This is a genomic window from Rhizobium rosettiformans W3 (assembly GCF_004912135.1).
Lineage (GTDB): Bacteria > Pseudomonadota > Alphaproteobacteria > Rhizobiales > Rhizobiaceae > Allorhizobium > Allorhizobium rosettiformans.
Genome location: NZ_STGU01000003.1, coordinates 410,215 through 434,882, shown reverse-complemented (window position 1 = coordinate 434,882; position 24,668 = coordinate 410,215). Strand labels below are relative to the sequence as shown.

Annotated in this window: 24 protein-coding genes; 20 read left to right on the top strand and 4 right to left on the bottom strand. The window is 63.2% G+C overall.

What is annotated here, in order from left to right; all coding sequences use genetic code 11:
* Positions 1 to 93: 93 nt before the first annotated feature.
* From FAA86_RS08155 to FAA86_RS08100, 12 genes are all read left to right on the top strand, one after another.
* Complete coding sequence (locus FAA86_RS08155) at positions 94 to 918, top strand: SDR family oxidoreductase (protein WP_136539629.1); 825 nt, start codon at positions 94 to 96, stop codon at positions 916 to 918.
* Between the two features lie 30 nt (positions 919 to 948).
* Positions 949 to 1,146 carry a twin transmembrane helix small protein gene (locus FAA86_RS08150; protein WP_113462111.1) on the top strand — a complete coding sequence of 66 codons (198 nt, stop codon included), beginning with the start codon at positions 949 to 951 and terminating at the stop codon, positions 1,144 to 1,146.
* Positions 1,147 to 1,150: 4 nt separating this feature from the next.
* Positions 1,151 to 1,729: a cob(I)yrinic acid a,c-diamide adenosyltransferase gene (locus FAA86_RS08145; protein ID WP_113462110.1), complete on the top strand. Its 579-nt coding sequence runs from the start codon at positions 1,151 to 1,153 to the stop codon at positions 1,727 to 1,729.
* A 1,628-nt stretch (positions 1,730 to 3,357) separates the two neighbouring features.
* Entirely contained in the window at positions 3,358 to 4,215 is an 858-nt protein-coding gene (locus FAA86_RS08140; protein WP_136539627.1) for a rhomboid family intramembrane serine protease, read from the top strand.
* 174 nt (positions 4,216 to 4,389) lie between these two features.
* The gene (locus tag FAA86_RS08135) at positions 4,390 to 5,139 is read left to right on the top strand and encodes an electron transfer flavoprotein subunit beta/FixA family protein (protein ID WP_136539625.1); all 750 of its coding nucleotides are present in this window, start codon (positions 4,390 to 4,392) and stop codon (positions 5,137 to 5,139) included.
* 25 nt (positions 5,140 to 5,164) lie between these two features.
* Positions 5,165 to 6,094, top strand: coding sequence for an electron transfer flavoprotein subunit alpha/FixB family protein (locus FAA86_RS08130; RefSeq protein ID WP_136539623.1), 930 nt, complete (start codon positions 5,165 to 5,167; stop codon positions 6,092 to 6,094).
* A 141-nt stretch (positions 6,095 to 6,235) separates the two neighbouring features.
* The gene (locus tag FAA86_RS08125) at positions 6,236 to 7,117 is read left to right on the top strand and encodes a 3-hydroxybutyryl-CoA dehydrogenase (protein ID WP_136539621.1); all 882 of its coding nucleotides are present in this window, start codon (positions 6,236 to 6,238) and stop codon (positions 7,115 to 7,117) included.
* Positions 7,118 to 7,263: 146 nt separating this feature from the next.
* Positions 7,264 to 8,247, top strand: a complete 984-nt coding sequence (cysP, locus tag FAA86_RS08120; protein ID WP_136539619.1) for a thiosulfate ABC transporter substrate-binding protein CysP — start codon at positions 7,264 to 7,266, stop codon at positions 8,245 to 8,247.
* A gap of 67 nt (positions 8,248 to 8,314) precedes the next feature.
* The gene (gene cysT, locus FAA86_RS08115) at positions 8,315 to 9,136 is read left to right on the top strand and encodes a sulfate ABC transporter permease subunit CysT (RefSeq protein ID WP_136539617.1); all 822 of its coding nucleotides are present in this window, start codon (positions 8,315 to 8,317) and stop codon (positions 9,134 to 9,136) included.
* Positions 9,137 to 9,140: 4 nt separating this feature from the next.
* Positions 9,141 to 10,031, top strand: a complete 891-nt coding sequence (gene cysW / locus FAA86_RS08110) for a sulfate ABC transporter permease subunit CysW (RefSeq protein WP_136539615.1) — start codon at positions 9,141 to 9,143, stop codon at positions 10,029 to 10,031.
* The gene (locus FAA86_RS08105) at positions 10,028 to 11,050 is read left to right on the top strand and encodes a sulfate/molybdate ABC transporter ATP-binding protein (RefSeq protein WP_136539613.1); all 1,023 of its coding nucleotides are present in this window, start codon (positions 10,028 to 10,030) and stop codon (positions 11,048 to 11,050) included. Before cysW ends, FAA86_RS08105 begins: the two co-directional genes overlap by 4 nt.
* Before the next feature lie 136 nt (positions 11,051 to 11,186).
* On the top strand, positions 11,187 to 12,722 hold the full coding sequence (locus FAA86_RS08100; RefSeq protein ID WP_167494919.1) for an EAL domain-containing protein: 1,536 nt from the start codon (positions 11,187 to 11,189) through the stop codon (positions 12,720 to 12,722).
* 27 nt (positions 12,723 to 12,749) lie between these two features.
* Here the strand turns inward: FAA86_RS08100 and tlpA are convergent, their stop codons facing one another.
* Positions 12,750 to 13,412: a thiol:disulfide interchange protein TlpA gene (gene tlpA, locus FAA86_RS08095; RefSeq protein WP_136539609.1), complete on the bottom strand. Its 663-nt coding sequence runs from the start codon at positions 13,410 to 13,412 to the stop codon at positions 12,750 to 12,752.
* Between the two features lie 24 nt (positions 13,413 to 13,436).
* On the opposite strand from tlpA, the gene argH reads away from it, so the two are divergent.
* The 4 genes from argH (at position 13,437) to FAA86_RS08075 (ending at position 19,247) form a co-directional block, all read left to right on the top strand.
* Positions 13,437 to 14,840, top strand: a complete 1,404-nt coding sequence (argH, locus tag FAA86_RS08090) for an argininosuccinate lyase (protein ID WP_136539607.1) — start codon at positions 13,437 to 13,439, stop codon at positions 14,838 to 14,840.
* 121 nt (positions 14,841 to 14,961) lie between these two features.
* The gene (gene lptM / locus FAA86_RS08085) at positions 14,962 to 15,150 is read left to right on the top strand and encodes an LPS translocon maturation chaperone LptM (RefSeq protein ID WP_229575016.1); all 189 of its coding nucleotides are present in this window, start codon (positions 14,962 to 14,964) and stop codon (positions 15,148 to 15,150) included.
* Between the two features lie 13 nt (positions 15,151 to 15,163).
* Positions 15,164 to 16,432: a diaminopimelate decarboxylase gene (gene lysA / locus FAA86_RS08080; protein WP_136539605.1), complete on the top strand. Its 1,269-nt coding sequence runs from the start codon at positions 15,164 to 15,166 to the stop codon at positions 16,430 to 16,432.
* Positions 16,433 to 16,565: 133 nt separating this feature from the next.
* Positions 16,566 to 19,247 (top strand): TIGR02302 family protein, encoded by a 2,682-nt coding sequence (locus FAA86_RS08075; protein ID WP_136539603.1) that lies wholly within the window; start codon positions 16,566 to 16,568, stop codon positions 19,245 to 19,247.
* An 84-nt stretch (positions 19,248 to 19,331) separates the two neighbouring features.
* Here the strand turns inward: FAA86_RS08075 and FAA86_RS08070 are convergent, their stop codons facing one another.
* The 3 genes from FAA86_RS08070 to FAA86_RS08060 form a co-directional block, all read right to left on the bottom strand.
* On the bottom strand, positions 19,332 to 19,691 hold the full coding sequence (locus tag FAA86_RS08070; RefSeq protein WP_136539601.1) for a response regulator: 360 nt from the start codon (positions 19,689 to 19,691) through the stop codon (positions 19,332 to 19,334).
* Positions 19,692 to 19,841: 150 nt separating this feature from the next.
* Complete coding sequence (gene hpt / locus FAA86_RS08065) at positions 19,842 to 20,384, bottom strand: hypoxanthine phosphoribosyltransferase (RefSeq protein ID WP_136539599.1); 543 nt, start codon at positions 20,382 to 20,384, stop codon at positions 19,842 to 19,844.
* An 80-nt stretch (positions 20,385 to 20,464) separates the two neighbouring features.
* Entirely contained in the window at positions 20,465 to 21,127 is a 663-nt protein-coding gene (locus tag FAA86_RS08060) for a hypothetical protein (protein WP_136539597.1), read from the bottom strand.
* Positions 21,128 to 21,326: 199 nt separating this feature from the next.
* Here FAA86_RS08060 and ftsE point away from each other — a divergent pair, with 199 nt between their 5' ends.
* The 4 genes from ftsE (at position 21,327) to FAA86_RS08040 (ending at position 24,640) form a co-directional block, all read left to right on the top strand.
* Complete coding sequence (gene ftsE / locus FAA86_RS08055; RefSeq protein WP_102020914.1) at positions 21,327 to 21,986, top strand: cell division ATP-binding protein FtsE; 660 nt, start codon at positions 21,327 to 21,329, stop codon at positions 21,984 to 21,986.
* The gene (locus tag FAA86_RS08050; RefSeq protein WP_136539595.1) at positions 21,979 to 22,977 is read left to right on the top strand and encodes a cell division protein FtsX; all 999 of its coding nucleotides are present in this window, start codon (positions 21,979 to 21,981) and stop codon (positions 22,975 to 22,977) included. Before ftsE ends, FAA86_RS08050 begins: the two co-directional genes overlap by 8 nt.
* A 76-nt stretch (positions 22,978 to 23,053) precedes the next feature.
* Complete coding sequence (locus tag FAA86_RS08045; protein WP_374725522.1) at positions 23,054 to 23,776, top strand: YdcF family protein; 723 nt, start codon at positions 23,054 to 23,056, stop codon at positions 23,774 to 23,776.
* 81 nt (positions 23,777 to 23,857) lie between these two features.
* Positions 23,858 to 24,640 carry a lysophospholipid acyltransferase family protein gene (locus FAA86_RS08040; RefSeq protein WP_136539593.1) on the top strand — a complete coding sequence of 261 codons (783 nt, stop codon included), beginning with the start codon at positions 23,858 to 23,860 and terminating at the stop codon, positions 24,638 to 24,640.
* The last annotated feature ends 28 nt before the right edge of the window (positions 24,641 to 24,668 follow it).

Sequence of the window (24,668 nt, the reverse complement as noted above, 5' to 3'; positions counted from 1 at the left end):
CCGGTCTCCTTCGGACCACTAAGGACGATTGCGGGCTGCGGCCGAATATGGGAAACCCGTCGCGGTTTGCAAAGGAAGAACGAGGTTTTCCCTGTGAAGAGCATCATCGTTACCGGCTGTTCCTCCGGTATCGGCGCCTATTGCGCCGAAGCCTTGCAGCGCGATGGCTGGCGGGTCTTTGCAACGGTCCGCAAGCCGGAAGACCTCGGGCCGCTCGAAGCCAAGGGCATCGAAGCGCTGATCATGGATTACACCGATCCCGCCAGCATCGAAGCCCTCGTTTCGACCGTCTTCGAGCGCACCGGCGGCCGGCTCGACGCGCTCTTCAACAACGGCGCCTATGGCCAGGCAGGCGCGGTGGAGGATCTGCCGACGGAGGCGCTGAGGGAGCAGTTCGAGACCAATCTCTTCGGCTGGCACGACCTCACCCGTCGGGTCATTCCGGCCATGCGGACGCAAGGCGAAGGCCGCATCGTGCAATGCTCCTCGATCCTCGGCATCGTGCCCTATCGCTGGCGCGGCGCCTATACCGCCTCGAAATTCGCGCTGGAAGGCCTGTCGCTGACGCTCAGGATGGAGCTCGAAGGCTCCGGCGTGCAGGTGAGCCTGATCGAGCCCGGGCCGATCGAAAGCCGCTTCACCGCCAATGCCCTCATGCATATTCGCCGGGCCATCGATCTGGAAAACTCTGTTCATGCCGAGGACTATCGCCGCCAGCTGGCGCGACTCGATGGCACAGGCCCGGTAAACCGCCACAAACTGGGGCCTGATGCCGTCTACAAAGTCCTGACCCATGCCTTGACCGCCAAGCGCGCCCGCCCACATTATCTCGTGACCAAGCCGGCCAAGCAGGGGGCCCTGATCAAGCGCTGGCTGCCGGCCGACCTCTTCTATCGACTGATGCGTTCGCTGGACTGACCGGCGACGAACAAAGGCTCATCCCACGTTATGTCCACATTCACCTATGTCCTCGCCATCATCGTCATGGGGCTTGTCGCCCTCGTCCTCCTGAGAGGCCTCATCAACATGATGAAGGGCGGCGACGGCAATACCTCCAACAAGCTGATGCAGGCCCGTATCGTGCTGCAGGCGATCGCGATTGCGCTGATCATGCTCACACTTTGGCTGACCGGCGGAGGCCGCTGAACTCATGGTCAAGCTCAACAAGATCTACACCCGCACCGGCGATGACGGCACCACGGCTCTGGTCACCGGCCCGCGCCGGCTGAAGCACGATCTGCGTGTCGACGCCTATGGCACGATCGACGAAACCAATTCGGCGATCGGCATTGCACGGCTCCATACGGGCGAGATGCCCGAGCTCGACGCCATGCTGATGCGCATCCAGAACGACCTCTTCGACCTCGGCGCGGATCTCGCCGCACCGGAAACCGGCGAGGTTCTCTCCTACGAGCCGCTGCGCGTCATCGAGGCGCAGGTTGACCGGATCGAAAAGGAAATCGACCAGCTGAATGCCGACCTCGACCCGTTGAAATCGTTCATCCTTCCGGGCGGCACGCCGGCGGCCGCCTACCTGCACCTCGCCCGCACCACGGCGCGGCGCGCCGAGCGCATCATGGTCGAACTCTCCCGCTTCGATGGCGAGGAGGTCGGCGAACCGGCGCTGAAATACGTGAACCGGCTGTCGGATTTTCTCTTCGTTGCCGCACGGCATGCGAATGACGGCGGTCGGGCGGATATTCTGTGGGTGCCGGGGAAGAATAGGTAGGCGGAGGGCTATCTCTCCCCTTGTGGGCGAGGTTACAAAATCGAGGGCTTGGCCCGATCAGGGCTAAACCTCAGATTTTGTTGGTGAGGGGATCGGTTGTGGTGGCGGGTTCCCATCTCCTCCCTTGGTGGGGGAGAAAGCGATTTCGATGAATTAGGCGAGCGCAAGCCGCCTAAACATCTGAAATCGCAAGTGAGGGGGTCGGTTATCCCGTGCCCGCAGCACGGATCCCCTCACCAGGAAAATCTGAAGTTTAGGCGGCTTGCGCTCGCCTAAGCCTTCGATTTTCCGTCCTCCCCCACATCGGGGGGAGGTGACACCGAACTGTCAAGAAACCCAAGCTTCGCCGCCGGTCGGGATCATCTCCCTCCGGGTGGGTCGAACTTGTCTCGGACGAGGCGCCAGAAGCAACCTGTCTAAGTATGTATGTGGCTCCTTCCGGCGCCTCGTTCGGCGTCTATTCCGGCTGCATGCGTCTCTCTGGCAAGGCGGCGACGGGCGTCGTGACGATCCTTCGATCCGTCCGACGTTCGACCGGGCGCGGGTCCGGCTTTGGCAGAGGCCTCCTTGCGGAATGTCTGCCAGAGCCTGGCCGGTGGCCCGGGAGGTTCCCGGCGGATGGTGCACCATACCGACCGGCCCCTCGCCCGGGGGATGCGGCTCTCGGTCATTTTCGACCTCGGCCCTCATCCCCGCCGTCTTTGTCGCCCCGCCGTCTGGTGATGTTCGCGACGGCGTGGGCGCCTTGTCTGTGTGCCTCTAAGGCACGTCCTTCCGATCGGGGTATCCGGTGACGAGAGCATCCGACCCCATCACCTTCGTTACCAGCCCCTCGTCCGGAGGGAGACCGTTGCAGCGGGCCGGGATTTTGGATCTGCGACAACCCTCCATCCCGGCGCCGGCCCCGCCTCGCCTGACACCGCATCGTCAGGTGTATCCGAGGGCGGGACGGGGATTAGGATAAGAGGGTGGAAATGGGCGGGGATGAAAAAATGTGTGTGCGTTTGATTTTGTTGAGGAATCGCTGCGGGACGTCCCCCTTTTTTTCGGAAGTTGGCTTCGAATGCGTGGCTTTGCCCCTCACCCTACCCTCTCCCCGCAGGCGGGGAGAGGGGGGCGCAAGCGTTGGCCGTCGTGGCCTTCTCCCCGCCTGCGGGGAGAAGGTGCCGGCAGGCGGATGAGGGGCAGAGGCGGCAAGGGCGGCAGCCATCTATTGGCGGGCTTGTATTTGGATCCTCGGGTCAAGCCCGAGGATGACGACCTCTCGCGCGGGAGAAGGTATTCTCCTCGAGCGTTGTGCGATCGAAACGGTGGCGGAGGATACCTGTAGCTCCCCTCACACTCCGTCATCCTCGGGCTTGACCCGAGGATCCAGTCACAAGCCTCGGCATGCCCGGCCAAACCTTGAGATTTCGCGAGGGGGAGGGCTCGGTAATGTCAGCACCAGCCGAACCGATCCCCTCACCAACAAAATCTGAAGTTTAGCCCTGATCGGGCTAAGCCTTCGATTTTGTAACCTCTCCACAAGGGGAGAGGGGGGAGCCGCCGCACGCACCTTTCCCCCTGTCCCCATCCCCCAAGCTGCGCTAGCATCCTCCGACCCCATTCCGGCGAACCGACGAGGCGCGATGTTCATTCCCCTGCATGACCGAAACGCGCTCAAGCACATTCGCAAGCAATATGTGACGCTGGGGCTGATTGCAGCGAATGTGATCACCTATACGCTGGCGAGCGTGATGCCGGATGCCGCTTATGAGCTGGGGGTCTATGGCCTCGGCTTCATCCCGGCGATCCTCCTGGGCGGGGCGACGCTCGATCCGTCGCTGGTGCTGGTGCCGGAAGGCGCGACCTACATCACCTACTCCTTCCTGCATGGGAGCTGGCTGCATCTGGGCTCCAACATGCTTTTCCTCTGGGTCTTCGGCGACAATGTCGAGGATGCCATGGGGCACTTCAAGTTTCTGCTGTTCTACCTCGCCTGCGCCGCAGCCGGTGCGCTGTTGCATGGCCTGGTGCTGCCGACGAGCCAGGCGCCGCTGATCGGGGCGTCCGGCGCGGTCTCGGGCGTGGTGGCCGCCTATTTGATGCTGCATCCGAAGGTGCGTGTCTGGGTGCTGGTCTTCATGCGCTTTCCCCTGCCGCTGCCGGCCTTCATTCGGCTTCTCTTCTGGGTCGGGCAGCAATTCGTCATGCTGGTGATCGACGGCGAGAGCAATGTCTCCTGGGGCGCCCATGTCGGCGGCATCATCGTCGGGGCGGTCCTGGTGCTCTTTTTGCGACGTCCGGGCGTGCCGCTCTTCGATCGCGCGATCGTGACGCCCAAGGCCGTCCGGCATGCCGCACCCTCCGTGGATGTCGCGACCGTTGGTCCCTGGGGACAACGATCTTCAACGTCCGCATCGGAGGGAGACGTGCCGGCCACCGCAAACACGCGGGAAAGGCCGGCGCAGCAACCGGTTCGCAAGGTCACCCATTGGGGACGATGACAAGAGGTCGCGGACCGCACTGGTTGACGTGGACGTCAACGTCAATTATTGCTGTCGGCCAAACGGCATCGATCGTTGTGTTTGGGGAAAAAATGCGTATCGATGTCGCCAATCGACAAACGGCGGAGCGCATGTGAGCGCATTTTCCGGCGGAAGATTTGAAGAGAGGAACCCATGAAGATACTCGTCCCAGTCAAGCGGGTTGTGGATTACAACGTCAAGATCCGCGTCAAGCCAGATGGTTCCGGCGTCGAGCTCGCCAACGTCAAGATGTCCATGAACCCCTTCGACGAGATCTCCGTCGAGGAGGCACTGCGTCTGAAGGAAGCCGGCAAGGCTGAGGAAGTGGTCGTCGTTTCGATCGGCCCGGCCAAGGCTGAAGAGACACTGCGCACCGCCCTTGCCATGGGCGCCGATCGCGGCATCCTGATCGAGACAGATGAAACCGTCGAGCCGCTCGCCGTTGCCAAGCTCCTGAAGGGCGTGGTGGAAGCCGAAGCTCCGGGCCTCGTCATCGTCGGCAAGCAGGCGATCGACGACGATTCGAACCAGACCGGCCAGATGCTGGCAGCGCTCCTCGGCTGGGGTCAGGCGACGTTTGCCTCCAAGCTCGAACTCGGCGCCGACAAGGCAACCGTGACCCGCGAAGTCGACGGCGGTCTGCAGACCATCGACGTCAAGCTCCCGGCGATCGTCACCACCGACCTGCGCCTCAACGAGCCCCGTTATGCCTCGCTGCCGAACATCATGAAGGCCAAGAAGAAGCCGCTCGACAAGAAGGCTCCGGCCGACTTCGGCGTCGACGTTGCTCCGCGCCTGAAGGTTCTGAAGACCGAGGAGCCGGGTGGCCGCAAGGCGGGCATCAAGGTGAAGACGGTGGCCGAGCTGGTTGACAAGCTCAAGAACGAAGCCGGCGTATTGTAAGCGGAACGGACAGGAGAAACATAAAATGGCTATTCTTCTTCTCGCAGAACACGACAACGCGACCGTCTCCGAACAGACCGCCAAGGCCCTGACGGCGGCGACCCAGATCGGTGGTGATGTGCATGTGCTGGTCGCCGGCTCCGGCGCCAAGGCTGCCGCCGATGCCGCTGCCAAGCTTTCCGGCGTCTCCAAGGTGCTGCTCGCCGACGACGCCTCGCTCGCCAACAACCTGGCAGAGCCGCTGGCGGCTCTCATCGTCTCGCTCGCTGGCTCCTACGACACGATCATCGCGGCCGCGACTTCGGTCGGCAAGAACGTCGCACCCCGGGTTGCAGCCCTGCTCGACGTGATGCAGGTCTCGGAAATCATCGAGGTGGTTTCGGCGGACACCTTCAAGCGTCCGATCTATGCCGGCAACGCCATCCAGACCGTGCAGTCGACCGATGCCAAGAAGGTCATCACGGTGCGTACCGCTTCCTTCGCTGCTGCTGGCGAAGGTGGTTCGGCTGCTGTCGAGACGGTTGCTGCTGCCGCAAATCCCGGCGTTTCCAGCCACGTCTCCGACGCGCTGTCCTCGTCCGACCGCCCGGAACTGGCGTCTGCCAAGATCATCATCTCCGGTGGCCGCGCGCTCGGCTCCTCGGAGAAGTTCCAGGAAGTGATCCTGCCCGTGGCCGACAAGCTCGGTGCTGCCGTTGGTGCCTCGCGCGCGGCCGTCGATGCCGGCTACGCGCCGAACGACTGGCAGGTCGGCCAGACCGGTAAGGTCGTCGCCCCGCAGCTCTACATCGCCTGCGGCATCTCCGGTGCGATCCAGCACCTCGCCGGCATGAAGGACTCGAAGGTCATCGTCGCGATCAACAAGGACGAGGAAGCGCCGATCTTCCAGGTCGCCGATTACGGCCTCGTCGCCGACATTTTCGAGGCCCTGCCGGAGCTCGAGAAGGCGCTCTGAGCGCCATCTCGCAGCTGCGAAAGGACTGGTCAAAGACCGGTTTGCGGTCTATCAATCAGCCGGGTCCGTGATGAGCGGGTCCGGCATTTTTGTCGGTGCCATCTTCTTGAGTGAAGACGAGAACGGGTGAGGAGCGAGACGATGACGGACAAGATCAGCAATGTGGGTGTCGTGGGTGCCGGCCAGATGGGCTGCGGCATCGCGCAGGTCTCCGCCGCCGCCGGCTACAAGGTCACGATGTACGACCTCTCCAAGGAGCGGATCGAGGCAGGGCTCGCCACCATCAACGGCAATCTCGCCCGCCAGGTGACCAACGGCAAGATCACCGACGAGCAGCGCAAGGACGCGCTCGCCCTGATTTCCGGCTCTGCCGATGTCAACGACCTCGCCCCGGCCGACCTCGTCATCGAAGCGGCGACCGAAGACGAAACTGTCAAGCGCAAGATCTTTGCGACGCTGTGCCCGGTCTTGAAGCCCGAGGCGCTGATTGCCACCAACACCTCCTCGCTCTCGATCACCCGGCTTGCCTCGGCCACCGACCGGCCGGAACGCTTCATGGGCATCCATTTCATGAACCCGGTCCCGGTGATGAAGCTGGTCGAGCTGGTGCGCGGCATCGCGACCGACGAGACGACTTTCAAGACGGCGAAGGAGTTCGTCTCCTCGCTCGACAAGACGATCACGGTGGCGGAAGACTTCCCGGCCTTCATCGTCAACCGCATCCTGCTGCCGATGATCAACGAGGCGATCTACACGTTGTATGAGGGCGTGGGCTCCGTCGAGGCGATCGACACGGCGATGAAGCTCGGCGCCAACCACCCGATGGGGCCGCTGCAGCTCGCAGACTTCATCGGTCTCGACACGTGTCTTTCGATCATGCAGGTGCTGCATGAGGGCCTGTCGGACTCGAAGTATCGCCCCTGCCCGCTGCTGGTCAAATATGTCGAGGCCGGCTGGCTCGGGCGCAAGTCCGGCCGCGGCTTCTACGACTATCGCGGCGAAGTGCCGGTTCCCACGCGCTGATTCCCATTCCCGTCCGGCATCATCAGGCGGAAAGATATTTGCCCCTCGGGGTGATCATTGGTCGGCCATTCCTCGGAAGAGGCGGGCCGACCCTCTAGTTTGCGGGTCACATTCCCATCCCCCGCATACCGGAGACTGAAAAGTTCATGAAACGCCTCCTCCTCCTGAGCGCAGCCATCGTCGCCCTGTCCCTGCCGGTTTCGGCCAGCGCCGCTGACAAGCTGCTGAACGCCTCCTACGACATCGCCCGCGAAATCTTCGCCGCCCAGAACGAGGCCTTCATCAAGGCCAATCCGGGCGTGACCATCGATCAGTCGCATGGCGGCACCTCCAAGCAGGCCCGCGCCATCGTCGAAGGTCTGGAAGCCGATGTGGTGACCTTCAACCAGGTGACCGACGTCGAATTCCTCGCCAAGAACGGCTTCATCAACGAAGGCTGGCAGTCGGAATTCCCCAACAACGCCTCGCCTTTCTACTCCTTCCCGTCCTTCCTGGTGCGCGCCGGCAACCCGAAGAACATCAAGGACTGGGACGATCTCGCCCGTGACGATGTCCAGGTGATCTTCCCCAACCCGAAGACCTCGGGCAATGCCCGCTACACCTATCTGGCGGCGACCGCTTACGCGAAAGAGAAGTTTGCCGGCGACGAGGCCAAGGTGACGGAATTCGTCGACAAGATCTTCGACAACGTGCCGGTTTTCGACACCGGTGGCCGCGCCGCGACGACCACTTTCGTCGAGCGCGAGATCGGTGACGTCATCATCACCTTCGAAGCCGAGACCAAGTCGATCGCCAGGCAGTATGGCGAAGACAAGTATCAGCAGGTCGTGCCGTCGGTCAGCCTGCTCGCCGAATTCCCGGTCGCCATCGTCGACAAGGTCGCCGATGCCAAGGGCAGCCAGGAGCTTTCGAAGAAGTATCTGGACTTCCTCTATTCGCCGGAAGGTCAGAAGATTGCCGCCGACTTCGGTCACCGCGTGCATGACGAAAAGGTCTCTGCCGACTACAAGGACCAGTTCCCCGAGATCCGCCTCGTGACTGTTGAGGATGTCTTCGGTGGCTGGGACAAGGTCTCCAAGGAGCATTTCGCCGAAGGCGGCATCCTTGATGGGATCTATGGCAGCCGCTAAGACCGCGCTCGATTGATGTCAGGACCGGCGGATCATCCGCCGGTTTTCTCGTGAAAGGACGACGCCGTTGAAACGCCGCGTACTGCCCGGCTTCAGACTGTCCCTCGGGATCACGCTGGTCTATGCCGCGATCATCATCCTATTGCCGCTGGCCGCCCTGATCTTCAAGGCAGCGAGCCTCGGACCATCAGACTACTGGCGCATCGTCTCCTCCGAGCGTGCGGTGGCAAGTTATGGCGTGACGGTCGGCTCGGCGCTGGTCGCGACCCTGTTCAACCTCGTGTTCGGCCTGGCGCTCGCCTGGGTGCTGGTGCGCTATCGCTTCCCGGGACGCCGCATCATCGATGCACTCGTCGACCTGCCCTTTGCGCTGCCGACGGCGGTTGCCGGCATTTCGCTGACGACTCTCTTTGCCTCCAACGGCTGGTTCGGCTCGGCACTCGGTCAGATCGGCATCAAGGTCGCCTATACCCCTCTCGGCATCATGGTCGCCATGGCCTTCACCAGCCTGCCCTTCATCGTGCGCACGGTGCAGCCGGTGCTGGAAGAACTCGACCCGGCGCTGGAAGAGGCCGGTCAGACGCTGGGCTCCAGCGACTGGAGCATCTTCCGTCGCGTGATCCTGCCGCTTCTGACGCCGGCGCTGCTCGCCGGCACATCGCTCGCCTTTGCCCGCAGCCTCGGCGAATTCGGCGCGATCATCTTCATCGCCGGCAACCAGCCCTTCTCGACCGAGATCACGGCGCTCCTCGCCTTCATCCGGCTCGAGGAATACGACTATCCGGCATCGGCGGCGATTGCCTCGGTCATGCTGTTTGCCGCCTTCGTCATGCTGGCCGTGACCAATTACCTGCAGGCCCGCGCGCTGCGCTACATGGTGAAAGGGTGAACCCATGAGCCAGGCAACAAGCGGGCGCCGCCCGCCGCGCGTCGGAGACGCTCCCCTCTTCAAAAACGCGCTGATCGGCGTGGTGCTGCTGCTCGTCCTGTTTTTCGTGGTCGCGCCGCTTGCCGTCATCGGCATCGAGGCCTTCAGCCGCGGCGTACCCTACTTCGCGGCGACCATCACCGATCCCGACACCCGCCACGCGATCGGCCTGACGGTGCTGACGGCGCTGATCGCCGTGCCCGTCAACACGATCTTCGGCGTCGCTGCCGCCTGGGCGCTGACCAAGCATGATTTCCGTGGCAAGCGACTGCTGACCATCCTGATCGAGATCCCCTTCTCGATCTCGCCGGTTGTCGCCGGCGTTGCCTATCTCTTCGTCTATGGCCTGCAGGGCATTTTCGGCCCCGCCCTCGACAGCGCCGGCCTGAAGATCCTCTTTGCCCTGCCGGGCATCGTGCTCGCCTCGATGTTCGTGACCGCCCCCTTCGTGGCGCGCGAGCTGATCCCGTTGATGCAGGCGCAGGGGCGTGATCTCGAGGAGGCGGCGACCTCGCTCGGCGCGAGCGGCATGCGCACCTTCCTCTCGGTCACGCTGCCCAACATCAAATGGGCGCTGCTCTATGGCGTGGTGCTCTGCAATGCGCGTGTCATGGGTGAATTCGGCGCAGTCTCGATCGTCTCGGGCAACATCCGCGGCCAGACCAACACGCTGCCGCTGCATATCGAACTGCTCTACCAGGACTATAACGCCGTCGGTGCCTTCGCTGCCGCCTCGATCCTCGCGACGCTGGCGCTCGTGACGCTTGTCGCCAAGGTTCTGCTGGAACGCCAGGGCGCAGGTCGCCGCAACCGGCCGACCACGCTTGCCGGCAATACTTCGGAGAAGAATTCGTGAACATTCGCCTCGACACCGTCGTCAAGACCTTCGAAACCTTCCGTGCCGTTCACGGCGTCTCGCTCGACATCCAGAGCGGCGAACTGGTGGCGCTGCTCGGTCCTTCCGGCTCCGGCAAGACGACCATCCTGCGCATGGTCGCCGGCCTCGAATATGCCGATGGCGGCCACATTCACTTCGGCGAGGAGGATGCGACCGATATCCCCGTACGTGACCGCGGCGTCGGCTTCGTCTTCCAGCACTATGCCCTCTTCCCGCACATGACGGTCGCGGAAAACATCGCCTTCGGCATGCAGGTCTCCAAGGTGAAGCGCTCGAGTGCCGACATCGACCGTCGCGTCGAGGAGCTCTTGTCGCTAGTCCAGCTCTCCGGTCTCGGCGAACGTTTCCCCAGCCAGATCTCGGGTGGCCAGCGCCAGCGCGTGGCACTTGCCCGTGCGCTCGCTGTCGATCCGCGCGTGCTGCTGCTCGATGAGCCCTTCGGCGCGCTCGACGCCAATGTCCGCCGCGATCTGCGCCGCTGGCTGCGCTCCATTCACGACGAGCTCGGCATCACCACGCTCTTCGTCACCCATGACCAGGAAGAGGCGCTCGATCTTGCCGATCGCGTCGTCATCCTCGACAAGGGCAAGATCGTGCAGCAGGGCACGCCCGAAGAGGTCTGCCGCCACCCCGCCAACGCCTTCGTCATGCGCTTCCTGGGCGACACCAACGCACTGAAGGCGTCCGTATCGAACGGACGGGCGACCGTCGCCAACATGACCTACGCGGCCGACGGCCTGAAGGACGGTCCGGCCGAACTGCTCTTCCGCCCGACCGACGTCGTCTGGAGCGAGGACGCCACGAAGGGTGTGGCCGCCACCATCCAGCGGGTCCTCGACCGCCCCGGTTCGCGCCGTGTTCTCGCCAAGACCGAAGACGCGACCATCGTCGAGTTCGACGTCTCTCCGGACTTCACCAGGACGAAGGGGGACCAGGGCTTTATCGAGATCCTGCGCCCGCGCATTTACCCGCTGTGAGGCACGCGGCGCTCTTCTCTCCCGAATGTGAACAGGCCTAAGACGGCCCAGGCGCGGGCCTTTGAGCCAATCTTAAGATTTGCCTGCCAGCCTGACCAGTATGGCTGGCAGCGCGACGACGAGAGATCGACTGAAATTGGCCGCAGCGTCCCTCGGGCTCGCAGCCCTGGTCGCCGGCTGCCTCTGGCTGATCGCCCATTCCTTCATCGCCCAGGCCAATCGACAGCAGTTGAACGACATGCTTCAGGCAGCAGTGGTTCGCCTGGAACGTCAGATCGATCTGGCGGTCATCAGCATGGGGGAGCTCGGCGCCCAAGGCCCCTATGGCTGTTCGCCTACCGTGAGCAAGGCGATCGAAGACATCGCGTTCCGATCCGTGTCCATCCGCGAGATCCGCGTTTCCTCTCCGCGCGGGACCTGTTGGGCTGACAACGCCCATGAAGCGACATTTTCCGCAGCGCTCGAAGCCGCCAATCCCTTGCCCGCGGTCAATCCGGCCTACGAGTTTGCGCCCATCGAAGCCGGTGAGTGGAAAGGTCTGATGGTGCGTTGGACGAATGACGACGGCGCCCTGACAGCCTTCCTCGCCACATCGGGCCTGCTCTTCGACATCCTGCCGGCGGAACTGCGCGAGCACGCCCGCATGGAGATGTCGCTGAATGACCAGAGGGTCGTGTCCAGCTACCAGCCGGAGGGATCCCCTGAGATGCAGGGAGACTTTGCGGAATTCGGCACCGCATCCGAACGCTATCCGATCCGCGTTCGACTGATGATCGATGAGGCCGTTGTCGACTCCTGGAACAACAGGATCAGCAGCGATCTCATCGCGATTGCCGGGCTGTTTTCACTGAGCCTCGGCTATCTCGGTGCAAGAGGCCTGACCCGCCAGCAGACGCCTCTTGCCCAGTTGGACGATGCGCTCGTGCGAGGCCACATTCATCCCGTGTACCAGCCGCTGTTCTGCCTCGCGACCGGGGAGATGACGGGATTTGAGATGCTGGCACGCTGGACGAAACCCGATGGCAGCAGCGTATCGCCTGCCGTCTTCATTCCGCTTGCAGAAGCCAGCAAGCGGATCGACAAGCTGACTTTCGCCCTTCTCGACAAGGCGGGCGCCGAAATCGGGGAAATGCTGCGGCACAACGCAAAGCTCAAGCTCTCCTTCAACGTGACACCCGATCAACTGCTCGATCCGCTATTCATTGAGCATTTCGTCGCGAAGATCAGCCAGGCCAATCTCAACCCGAGCCAGTTGGTTATCGAGATCACTGAGCGTCAGCCAATCTCCGATATCCAGGCGGCATTACGCGTGTCGCGGGAACTCTCGGAGCTTGGCGTGCGTCTCGCGCTCGACGACGCCGGGACGGGCCATAATGGCCTCTCCTCGCTGCATGCGCTTCAGGCCCACTATCTGAAGATCGACAAATACTTCGTCGACGGGGTGGTCCTCGACCGCAAATCCTCGGCGCTGGTCGAAGCTCTCATTTCGCTTGCGAAGCAATTCGGCATGGAGGTGGTGGCGGAGGGGATCGAGACCGAGGAGCAGCGGATCAAGCTGCTGGACCTCGGCATCCGCGAGGGACAAGGTTATCTCTTCGCCAAGCCTTTGTCCGCGAGCGATCTGATCGCCCGGTCGGAGCAGAACCCAAGTCTCATGCCCCAGGCGGCCTAGACGGGTGCTGGGTACCCCGGTGGCGCTTCACTGCGTCGCCGCAGCCGTCACCAGTGCCTTGGCATCCGCACCGTCCCAGGCGGCGGGGCCGTTCATGCTGCCAAGCAGACAGCCCTTGCCATCGACGAGCAAGGTCACCGGCAGGCCAAAAGCGAGGCCTTCGCGCTTCAGCTGGTTGAAGACGCCCATGGATGCGTCGCGGTAGAGCCCGAGCGCATCGACGCCGGTCTCTTCGAGAAAGCTCTGGGGCTTTTCGACATCCCCTGTGTCGATGTTGATAGCCAGCACCTGGAATGTCTCGCCACCGGCTGCCTTCTGCAGATTGTTGAGCGCCGGCATCTCCTCGCGGCAGGGCACGCACCAGGTGGCCCAGAGATTGATCAGTACAGTCTTGTCGGCGAAGTTCGCCATGGTCATCGGCGAACCGGCCTTGTCCTGGAAATTCAGACCCTGGATGAGTTTCGGCTCGCTGACCGGGATCATGGCTGCCACGTCGCCCTTCAGGTAAGGCGTGATCGCCTCGGCCTTTGCGACAGAACCCTCGCATTGCGCGGCATCCGCGGTCTCCACGGCATTGCCAGACATGGTCTCTCTCACGTATACCGCAGCCGCGCCGGCGACGATGCCGGCCACCGCCGCGATCGCAACCAGCTTGGTGGGGAAGAGACGCTCAGGTCTTTTTTCTGTCATGTCATTCTCCAGGACGGGCATTCCATGGCCGAGGACATCAAGGACACCAAATCCTCCAACCAGATGTGGGGCGGTCGCTTCGCCTCCGGGCCTTCGGCCATCATGGAGGAGATAAATGCCTCTATCGGTTTCGACAAGAAGCTTTACGCCCAGGATATCCGCGGCTCAAAGGCGCATGCGACCATGCTGGCGCACCAAGGCATCATCTCCGGCGAAGATAAAGACAAGATCCTTCACGGCCTGGACACGATCCTGTCAGAGATCGAAAGCGGCCAGTTCGTCTTCTCGCGCAAGCTCGAAGACATCCATATGAACGTCGAGGCGCGCCTTGCCGAACTGATCGGTCCCGCTGCCGGCCGCCTGCACACCGCCCGCTCGCGCAACGACCAGGTGGCACTCGATTTCCGCCTGTGGGTGAAGGAAGAGCTGCAGAAGACGGAAGCGGCCCTTTCCGGTCTGATCGCGGCCTTCCTCGACCGCGCCGAAGAACATGCCGAGACCGTGATGCCCGGCTTTACCCATCTCCAGACGGCGCAGCCGGTGACCTTCGGCCACCACTGCATGGCCTATGTCGAGATGTTCGGCCGTGACCGCCAGCGCGTGCGCCACGCGATCGAGCACCTGGACGAAAGCCCGATTGGCGCGGCAGCCCTGGCCGGCACCGGCTACAACATCGACCGCCACATGACGGCCACGGCCCTCGGCTTCCGCGAGCCGACCCGCAACTCGATCGACACCGTGTCGGACCGCGACTTCGCGCTCGAATTCCTCTCGATCGCCTCGATCTGCGCAACCCACCTGTCGCGGCTCGCCGAAGAGATCGTCATCTGGTCGACCCCGCAATTCGGCTTTATCCGGCTGTCGGATGCCTTCTCCACCGGCTCCTCGATCATGCCGCAGAAGAAGAACCCTGACGCGGCCGAACTGGTGCGCGCCAAGACCGGCCGCATCAACGGCTCGTTGATCGCACTTCTGACCGTGATGAAGGGCCTGCCGCTCGCCTATTCCAAGGACATGCAGGAAGACAAGGAACAGGTCTTCGACGCTGCCGAAAGCCTGGAACTGGCGATTGCCGCCATGACCGGCATGGTCACCGACATGACCATCCGCACCGACAAGATGAAGGCGGCGGCCGGCTCCGGTTACTCGACCGCGACCGACCTCGCCGACTGGCTGGTGCGCGAAGCCGGCCTTCCCTTCCGCGATGCGCATCATGTGACCGGCAATGCCGTGGCCATGGCCGAGAAGAAGGGCTGCGATCTCGCCGAACTGTCGCTCGAAGAGCTGCAGAGCATCAATTCCGCGATCACGGCAGACGTCTTCAACGTTCTGACTGTGGAAGCCTCGGTCGCCAGCCGCAAGAGCTTTGGCGGCACGGCGCCGTCCGAAGTCAGGAAGCAGATCGCCTGGTGGCGGGCGCGCAACTGACATAGCCACTGATTGGGCAATCGATCACGCGCACATGCGGGACACATCACGAGATCAGGGGTGCACAAGCGCCCCTTTTTTCTGTACACGCTAGCACAACAATATCTTCATGGACCGGGTCATGGTGAATTCGCTGAAACGCACGACGCTGACGCTCTCTCTGGTACTCGCCGCTTCGCTGGCTCTGTCCGCCTGCGGCCGAAAGGGCGATCTCGACCCGCCGAGCACGCCTGTCGACCAGCAGAACAAGCGCGGTGTCGAGGCTGAGAAGACGCCCGACACCCCTTTCCTCCTCGATCCGCTTCTTTGACAGGGCTTAACCCGTGAACCACTTCGAGTATCGCGACGGCGTTCTCTACGCCGAAGGCGTTGCCATCCCGGAAATTGCGCGCGCTGTCGGCACGCCTTTCTACTGCTATTCCACCGCGACGCTCGAGCGTCACTACAAGGTCTTCTCCAAGGCCTTCGACGGCGTCGATGCCCTCGTCTGCTACGCGATGAAGGCCAACTCCAACCAGGCTGTCCTCAAGACGCTGGGCCGCCTGGGCGCCGGCGTGGACGTGGTCTCGGAAGGCGAACTCCGCCGCGCGCTGGCAGCCGGCATTCCGGCAGAGCGCATCATGTTCTCCGGCGTCGGCAAGACGCCGAGCGAGATGGATTTAGCACTTGAAGCCGGCATCTATTGCTTCAACGTCGAGAGCGAGCCGGAGTTGGAGGTCCTGAACCAGCGCGCCATCAAGGCCGGCAAAAAGGCGCATGTCTCCTTCCGCATTAACCCCGATGTCGATGCCAAGACCCATGCCAAGATCTCGACTGGCAAGAAGGAAAACAAATTCGGCATTTCCTATGAGCGCGCGCGTGCCGTCTACGCACGCGCAGCGACACTGGAAGGCATCCAGGTGTCCGGCATCGACATGCATATCGGCAGCCAGATCACCGATCTGCAGCCCTTTGAAGACGCCTTCCGCCTGCTGCGCGAACTCGTCGAAACGCTGCGCGGCGACGGCCACACCATCGATCACGTCGACGTCGGCGGTGGCCTCGGCATCCCTTATAAGGACGACAACAACCCGCCGCCCGAACCCGACGCCTATGCGAAGATCGTCAAGGACCAGCTTTCCGAGCTGAACTGCCGCATCGTCACCGAGCCAGGCCGCCTGATCGTCGGCAATGCCGGCATCCTGGTGACCGAGGTCATCTATGTGAAGGACGGCGGCGACAAGACCTTCGTGATCGTCGACGGCGCGATGAACGACCTGATCCGCCCGACGCTTTACGAGGCCTATCACGAAATCAAGCCGGTGGTGATTTCCGCTGCGAACGCGCCGCGCATCAAGGCCGATGTCGTGGGACCTGTCTGCGAGACCGGCGATTACCTGGCGCTCGATCGCGAGATGGCGATGCCGAAGCCGGGCGATCTGATCGCGGTCGGCTCCGCCGGTGCCTATGGCGCCGTGCAGGCGGGCACCTACAACACCCGCCGGCTAGTGCCGGAGGTGCTGGTGAACGGCAACGAGTTCCACGTGATTCGCCCGCGTCCGACCTATGAGGACCTGATCGCGCTCGACAGCGTGCCCGACTGGCTGGCCTGATCCATTCACAATTCGGCGATGAGGCGGGAAAAACCCTCGCCTCATCCTTGCCGCCCTCGTCTTCGCCACAAAGACTGCTATCTTCGAGAACAATCAGCCGTGACGTTGCGCGGCGCTCTCGGAGACCAGACGGATGAGCTCTTCCCGCCCGGCCGGCCACAGGAAAGGCGCCTTAAAGGACGACCCCACGCTCGCGCGTCGCGTCGGTCTGAAACGTGTGCTCGCCCGCTCCGTGCTCTTTGCCGAGCGTCTGCTGCCGCTCTTCCTTCCCGTCCTCGGCATCGCTGCCCTCTTCGTGGCGCTCGCCTGGTTCGGCGTCTACCGCGAAGTCCCGGACCTCGTCCGCCTGGCGATGGTGTTCATCCTCGTCTTTGCCTTCGTTGCCTCCTTCCTGCCCTTCCTGAAGCTCAAGCTGCCGAGCATTGCAGAAGCCGACCGGCTGCTCGAAGAGCGCAACGGGCTTGCCCACCAGCCGGTGGCGGTGCAGGACGACCAGCTCTCCGCCGAGACGCCCTTTGCCCGCGCGCTCTGGCAGGAGCACCAGCGGCGCATGGCCGAGCGCATTGCAGCGCTCGATGCCGGCCTGCCGCAGCCCGACATCGCTCGCTACGACCGCTATGCCCTGCGCGCCGTGCCGGCCCTGCTCTTCGTCACCGCCCTCGCCTATTCCGGCTCCAATGGTGCCGGCTCGATTGCCGATGCCTTCCGCCAGCACGTACCGGAAAGCGAGGCGCCGACGATCCGCATCGACGCCTGGATCACGCCGCCGGGCTATACCGGCCAGCCGCCGGTCTTCCTCTCGGGCCTCGGCACCCAGGATGCAGCCGGCGTGACTGTGCCGCAGAAGTCGAAGATCACCGTACGCATTAGCGGTGGTCCGTCCGACGAGAAGGTCCTTTTCGTCCAGCAGTCGGATGGCGCCGTCCTCGATGTCGCCGAAAAGCAGGACCCGGCGCGCCAGCAGGCGGCCGGCACAGAGGTGGACGCAGTCAGCCAGACGGCTGTCCCGACACCCCCGCCCGCCCCGGCGCCCAGTGCCCCCATGGTGGCACGCACCCACGAGCTAGAACTGAACGAGGCCGGCGAGCTGCGCGTTGCCGACCGTACCTGGACGATCGGGGTCACCCCGGACCGGGCGCCGGAAATCGCCTTCGACGGCACGCCGCGCCGCGCGATCAACGGTGCGCTCGAGATCGCCTTCACCGCCAAGGATGATTATGGTCTGCGTGAGGCCCATGCCGAGATCGTGCCGCTGGAGCAGCAGCCGGACGCGACCCCGCTCTATCCGCTGCCCGACTACAAGCTCGATCTGCCGCGCCACAATGCGCGCGATACCAAGGGCGTTGCGAGCCGCAACATCACCGAACATCCGCTGGCCGGACAGATGGTGAAGATCACGCTTGTAGCCACCGATGGTGCGGGACAGCTCGGCCGCAGCGAACCGATCGAGATGCAGCTGCCCTCGCGTAATTTCGCTGAACCGCTCGCAGCCTCCGTGGCCGAGCAGCGGCAGATCTTTGCGCTCGACACGCGCCGGATGTCGCAGGCGATCGCCTTCAACGAAGCGATCGTGCTGCGTGCGGACGAGACCATTCCCGACCTCGGCAACTTCATTGCGCTCGAAAGCGCCCGCGCCCGCATGAACATGGCGCGCGGCGAGGAACAGCTGAAGGACACGGCAGACTATCTCTGGGAGATTGCGCTCGGCATCGAGGATGGCGACCTGTCGCTTGCCGAACGCCGCCTGCGCGACGCCCAGCAGGCACTGTCCGATGCGCTGGAGAATGGCGCCACGGATGAGGAAATCCAGCGGCTGATGGCCGAACTTCGGTCCGCCATGCAGGAATTCCTCCAGGCGCTGGCTCAGCGCATGCCCAACCAACAGGGCGAGCCGCAGCAGGATGCCCAGAACATCCTGCGCCAGCAGGACCTCGACAACATGCTCGACCAGCTGGAAAACCTCGCCCGCTCCGGCAATCGCGATCAGGCGCAGCAGCTTCTGTCCGAACTGCAGCGCATGATGAACAACCTGCAGGCTGGACGTCCGCAGCAGGGTCAGCAGCAGCAGAACAGCGAGGCCCGCCGCCAGATCGACAAGCTCGGCGAGATCATGCAGGAACAGCAGCGCCTGATGGACGAGACCTTCCGTCTGGACCAGGCCCTGCGCGACCGCATGCAGCGTGGCGATCCTCAGCAGGGCGAAGAAGGTGCCCAGGGCCAGCAGCAACAGGGTCAGCAGCAGCAAGGCCAGCAGGGTCAACAGGGCCAGCAAGGGCAGCAGGGACAGCAGAACCTGGACGGCATGACCGCCGAACAGCTGAGGGAGGCCCTGCGCCAGCTGCGCGAGCAGCAGGATCAGCTGGGTCAGCAGCTCGGCGAATTGCAGGAGGGCCTGAAGGGTCTCGGCATGGAGCCGGGCCCGGGCTTCGGCGAGGCGCAGCAAGAAATGCAGGGCGCCGGCGAAGCGCTCGGCCAGGGTCAGGGCGGTCCGGCCGTGGAAGGCCAGGGACGAGCCATGGAGGCTCTGCGCCAGGGCGCCCGCGACATGATGAACCAGATGATGCAGGCGCAGCAGGGCCAGGGCGGACAGGGTCCGCAGATGGGCCAGGGCCAGGGCAACCAGAACGGCCGCGACCCGCTCGGTCGCCCGCGCGCCACCAACGGCCCCGACTTCGGCGAACAGGTCAAGGTTCCCGACGAGATCGACGTGCAACGCGCCCGCGAGATCCTCGAAGCGATCCGTGAAAAGCTTGGCGAGAACTCCAGCCCCGAGATCGAGCGGCGCTATCTGGAGCGGCTCCTGGACATCCAGTAGAGCTAAAGAGAGAGCACGACAGAAACGACAACGCCCGCATGAGCGGGCGTTCGTCTATTCGGCGATGTGTCGTTTGTTGCCGGCTCAACCCGCCAGGGCAGAGGCAACCGCCTTGCGGATATCCGGAAGCGCGAAGGGCTTGGACACGACGTCGACGATCTTTGCCGAGAGGTCATCGGCGCGCTCGCGCTGTTCGGCATAACCCGTCATCAGCAGGATCTTCATCGCCGGGAATTCGGAATGGGCGCGGTGCGCGAGTTCGATGCCGTCCATGACCGGCATGCGGATATCGGACAGAAGCAGGTCGAACGCGCCTTCGGAGAGCTTTTCGAGACCTTCGGCGCCATCGGCAGCCTCATGTGTCTCGTGGCCGTCCAGGCGCAGCGCACGCGCCACGAAGGAGCGCAGGGAGACTTCGTCTTCGGTGATGAGGATTCTCGCCATGGTTGAATTCTTCTCCCGCGTCAATTGACTCTTGCGAGAGGCAAATCACCAGACTTTCCTTGTCGAGTGGTAAACGCCGGACGGTGAGTCCGGCGCGATGGTTAACAGCTCACTGCCAGACGAGGGCAGGATGTGCCGTCCAGGGACAGCTCACGCCTCGCCGGTAACGACGCCGACAAACGGCAATTCGCGGAAGGCATAGGCGACATCCATGCCGTAGCCGACGACGAAATAGTCGGGGCATTCGAAGCCCACATAGTCGGCCTCAAACACTTCTTTTCGCTTCACTTTCTTGTCGAGCAGCACCGCGATCGTGACATTGGCGGCACCTCGCTCATACATCAGTTCCTTGGCAAACAGCAGCGTGCGGCCGGACTCCAGAATATCGTCGATCAGGAGGATGTTGCGCCCCTTCACGTCGCTGTCGATGTCCTTGATGATCTTCACGCCCTGGGACACGGTGCCTGTGCCATAGCTGGACAGGGTGATGAATTCGACTTCCGGCGCGAGACCCACGTCATGCAACGCACGAATGAGGTCGGCAGCGAAGATGAAGGAGCCCTTCAGCACCGAGATGACGAGAAGGTCATCGCAAGGACCTTTCATGATGTCCTGCGCAAGCTCGAGATTGCGCTGCCGGATCTGCTCGGCGGTAAAGAGCGGTTCGATGTTCTTTCCGCGAACAACGGGCATGGGAAACTCCTTGCTGGTCAACCTTCAGGGCCTCTGCGGCTTATGCCGGAAAGGCACGGGCCATAGCACACCAGAGCCTCTTAGGCACCCGCCTCTTCGAAGGAAAGCCGGACTTCCGGCGTTTTTCCACCAGGATGCTGGAGCCGGGTGACGATCCCGCGGCTCTCGCCGCCATCAAGGCTTGCGACCGGCGGCTCGATATAGGTGCTTGCAATCACCTGGCCATCGAGCACGAGGTCGGCCCGCAGCTTGGGCAGCGAAATCTCGCGCTGGGTGCGGTTCTCGACGATGGCGTTGAGCAACAGCACCCGCATGCCGTTGCGATCCTGCGGCGTCAGATTGACATGGGTGAAGTCGAGCGGCTTGGCCTCGATATCCGGATGCTCGCCGCTGCCGAAGACGACCTGCCCGGCCAGCGAGAAGATCGAGACGAAGGCGATGGCGACGAGGAGCGAGAACGCGACATCCGAAAGCCGCTGCAGGCGGGCCTCGATGGCGTCAACAGCGGTACGGAACAAGGCGCCGACGTCGAAAGGTGCCATCTGCGGGGTCGACGCTGTCTGAGCGGCGGCAGGTCGCGAAGACGGCCGGGACGGTTCCCGCACTGTGACGAACTGCGCATCGACCACGTCGCTGCGCCCCATGCGCTGATTGAGGGGTTCGATCCGGCGGCGGGCACGGTCCGGCGGCAGGAGGTCGAAGTCCGCGGCAGCGGCCTGCTTCTGGTGACGGAAAGCGCTCATGCATGCGGACCTTTCGCACAGCCAAAATCGGATACCCCGAAAGTCGGCGGTTGAAACGAATCCTCACCAGACGTAAATTCAAATGGTTAATGCTTCGGAAAGAGGGCTGAAAAGCCATGCTCACCGGCGCACATTTACCGGCCGTTGACGATCTTCGTTTACGAGCCCCAGACCTCGGACACGTCAGACTGGGCCCCCTTTGATCCATTTCGAAAATGTCGGCCTGCGATATGGGATGGGACCGGAGATCCTCCGCGACCTGACCTTCGACCTGCCGAAAGGATCGTTCCAGTTCCTGACCGGCCCATCCGGCGCCGGCAAGACGACACTTCTGCGCCTGCTTTTCATGTCCCTGCAGCCGACGCGCGGCCTGATCCGCAGCTTCGGCCGGGACATCACCAGCATCCCGCGCAGCGAACTGCCGATGTTGCGCCGCCGGGTCGGTATTGTCTTTCAGGATTTTCGCCTGCTCGATCACCTGACCACCTATGAAAATGTGGCGCTGCCGCTGAGGGTGCGCGGCAAGGCAGAACAGACCTACAGGCAGGATGTCATCGAGCTCCTGAAATGGGTAGGGCTTGGCGAGCGCATCAATGTGCTGCCGCCGGTGCTTTCGGGCGGCGAGAAGCAGCGCGTGGCCATCGCCCGCGCCCTGATCGACCGGCCGGAAATCCTGCTTGCCGACGAACCGACGGGCAATGTCGATCCGCCCATGGCGCGCAGGCTCTTGAGCCTCTTCCTGGAATTGAACCGTCTCGGCACGGCCGTGGTCATCGCTACCCACGACCTCGCGCTGATGGACCAGGTGGATGCGCGCCGGATGATTCTGACCGACGGGCGGCTCGATATCTATGAATGAGATCCCGCAGAACCCCGCTCAGAAGAAGCGCCGCGTCGAGATGACGGTGCGGCCGACCGGGCCGATCCTGCCGCCCTCCAACATTCAGGGCAATGCGCTGATGGTGGTAATCGCCATCATGGCTTTCCTGGCCTGCCTGACGCTCGGCGCCGTATCCATGGTGCGCGCCACCGCCGCCGGCTGGCAGAGCCAGATCTCCCGCGAGATCACCATCCAGATCAAGCCCGAGGAAGGGCTGGACATGGGTGCGGCGCTGATCAAGGCGCGCGATCTGGCACTGACCTTTGTCGGCACCCGTGACGGGCAGATCATGGACGACAGCGCCACGGCCCGTCTGCTTGAACCGTGGCTCGGAACAGGTCTGAACCTCGATGATCTGCCGGTGCCTCGCCTGATCGTCATTACCATCGACGAGACCAATCCGCCCGATTTCGAAGCCATGCGGGCCCTCCTGAAGGAGGAAGTGCCGCAGGCCTTCCTCGACGACCACCGCACCTGGGTGGACCGTCTCGTGCAGATGGCGCGCACGACCGTGCTGATCGGCTCGGGCATCCTGATCCTCGTCTTCACCGCCATGGTGCTGACCGTCGTCTTTGCCACCCGTGGTGCCCTGTCCGGCAACCGGCATATCATCGAGGTCCTGCATTTCGTCGGGGCGGAGGGCACCTTCGTCGCGCAGGAATTCCAGAAGCACTTTCTGAAGATCAGCCTGAAGGGGGCGGCCGTGGGCGCCGTGCTCGCAGCAAGCTTCTTTGCGCTGGCGAGCTTCTGGCAGAGCCGGTCGCTGGCAACCCCGGAAAGCGACCAGGCGACGGCTCTCTTCGGCACTTTCACGATCGGCTGGGGCGGCTATCTCGGCATCTTCGCGACCATGATCGTCATCGCCCTTTTGACGACGCTGACTGCACGTTTGACGGTCATGCGGACCATCTATGAGATCGACCTGATCCGCTCGGATCCGGCCCGGACGGACGGTCTGCTGGACGACTGACCAAAACTCGCATGTTGACTTGCCTTAAAGCCGCCTGTTCGCTGTGGGAAATCCCGGCTATTCACGGGCAATGAGCATGGATCGGATGACCTCAAATCGAGCGTGGCGAAACGGCCGGCCCGGATCGGGCGCTGGCCTTTTCTCGCGAAAAGGCTTGATACGCAGGGCTTTGCGCTATGGCGGCATGCTCGTGATCCTGTGCGCCGCCGTTCTGGTCGCGGGCTTTCTGATCTTTGCTGATTCGGTCACCAGCATGCGTCCGCCCGAGACGGTGAAGGCCGATGCAATCGTCGTGCTGACCGGCGGCTACCAGCGGATCGAGCAGGCGATCGATCTCCTGAGGCGCGGTTATGGTGAGCGATTGCTGATCTCGGGCGTGAACCCGCAGACCACACCAGGCCAGATCCGCAAGGCGACACGCACTTCGCCCGAGATCTTCGAATGTTGCGTCGATATTGGCTATGGCGCGATCGACACGATCGGCAATGCCAATGAGACGGCCATCTGGACCCGCGACAAGGGCTACCGCTCCGTGCTGGTCGTCACCAGCAACTACCATCTCGCCCGAAGCCTGATGGAACTGCGGCGCAGCGACCCGGACACCGACTTCATCGGCTATCCCGTGGTCAATTCTGATCTGAAGACCCGCGCCTGGTACAGCGAGCCGGATGCGATGCGCACCATGCTGGCCGAATACGGCAAGACGGTCATCGCCTATATCCGTGGCGTGACCGGTTGGAGCCGTGACCAGGGCCTGCGCCCCGAGGGGGAAATCACCGAGTCTGGTCGGGCATCCTGACGCTTGCGGGAAAGCTTGTGCTTTTGCTGAGGAGACTTTTGCTCTAAGGACGGTTTCGCCCGCCCTCGAGAGCCTCACGATATGATTGCGCTGCGTTCCATCCTCTTCAACACCGCCTTCTATGCGAACCTGATCATCCGGATGATCGTGCTTTCGCCGATCTATTTCCTGTTGCCGCGCAAGAAGGCCTACTTCGTGCCAAAAGATTGGGCGCGCTCCAACCACTGGCTGATGGAGAAGATCGTCGGCACGACCTTCACGGTCGAGGGGCTCGAGAACATTCCGGAGGGTGGCTACATCCTGGCGCCGAAGCATCAGTCCTTCTGGGACACCTATGCGCTCCTGCCCTGGCTGGACGATCCGGTCTACATCCTGAAGCGCGAACTGCTATGGATCCCGATCTTCGGCTGGTACGTGGCCAAGCAGCGGATGATCCCGGTCAATCGCGGCGCCAAGGGCAAGGTCATGGCGCAGGTGATCGAGCGCACCAAGCTCGAAATGGCCAATGGCCGCCAGCTGATCATCTATCCCGAAGGCACCCGCCGTCCGCCGGGTGCGGCGCCCGAATACAAGTATGGCATCGCGCGCCTCTATCGCGACATCAATGTCCCGGTCGTGCCGGTTGCCATGCATCCCGGCCTCTTCTGGCCGCGCCGCAAGTTCCTCCGCTTCCCCGGGCATTTCGTCGTGCGCATCCTGCCGCCGATCGAGCCGGGGCTTGATCCCGACGTCATGCATGCAACGCTGATGCAGCGGCTGGAGGCGGCGAGCGACGAATTGCTGATCAAGACGGCGAAGGAGAACCCGAAGCTGCCGCTGCCGGCAACGGCCGTGAACCGGCTGAAGGAACTTGGAGCGCTCTGAGCGCATTCCCTCAACGATCGATTGTGGG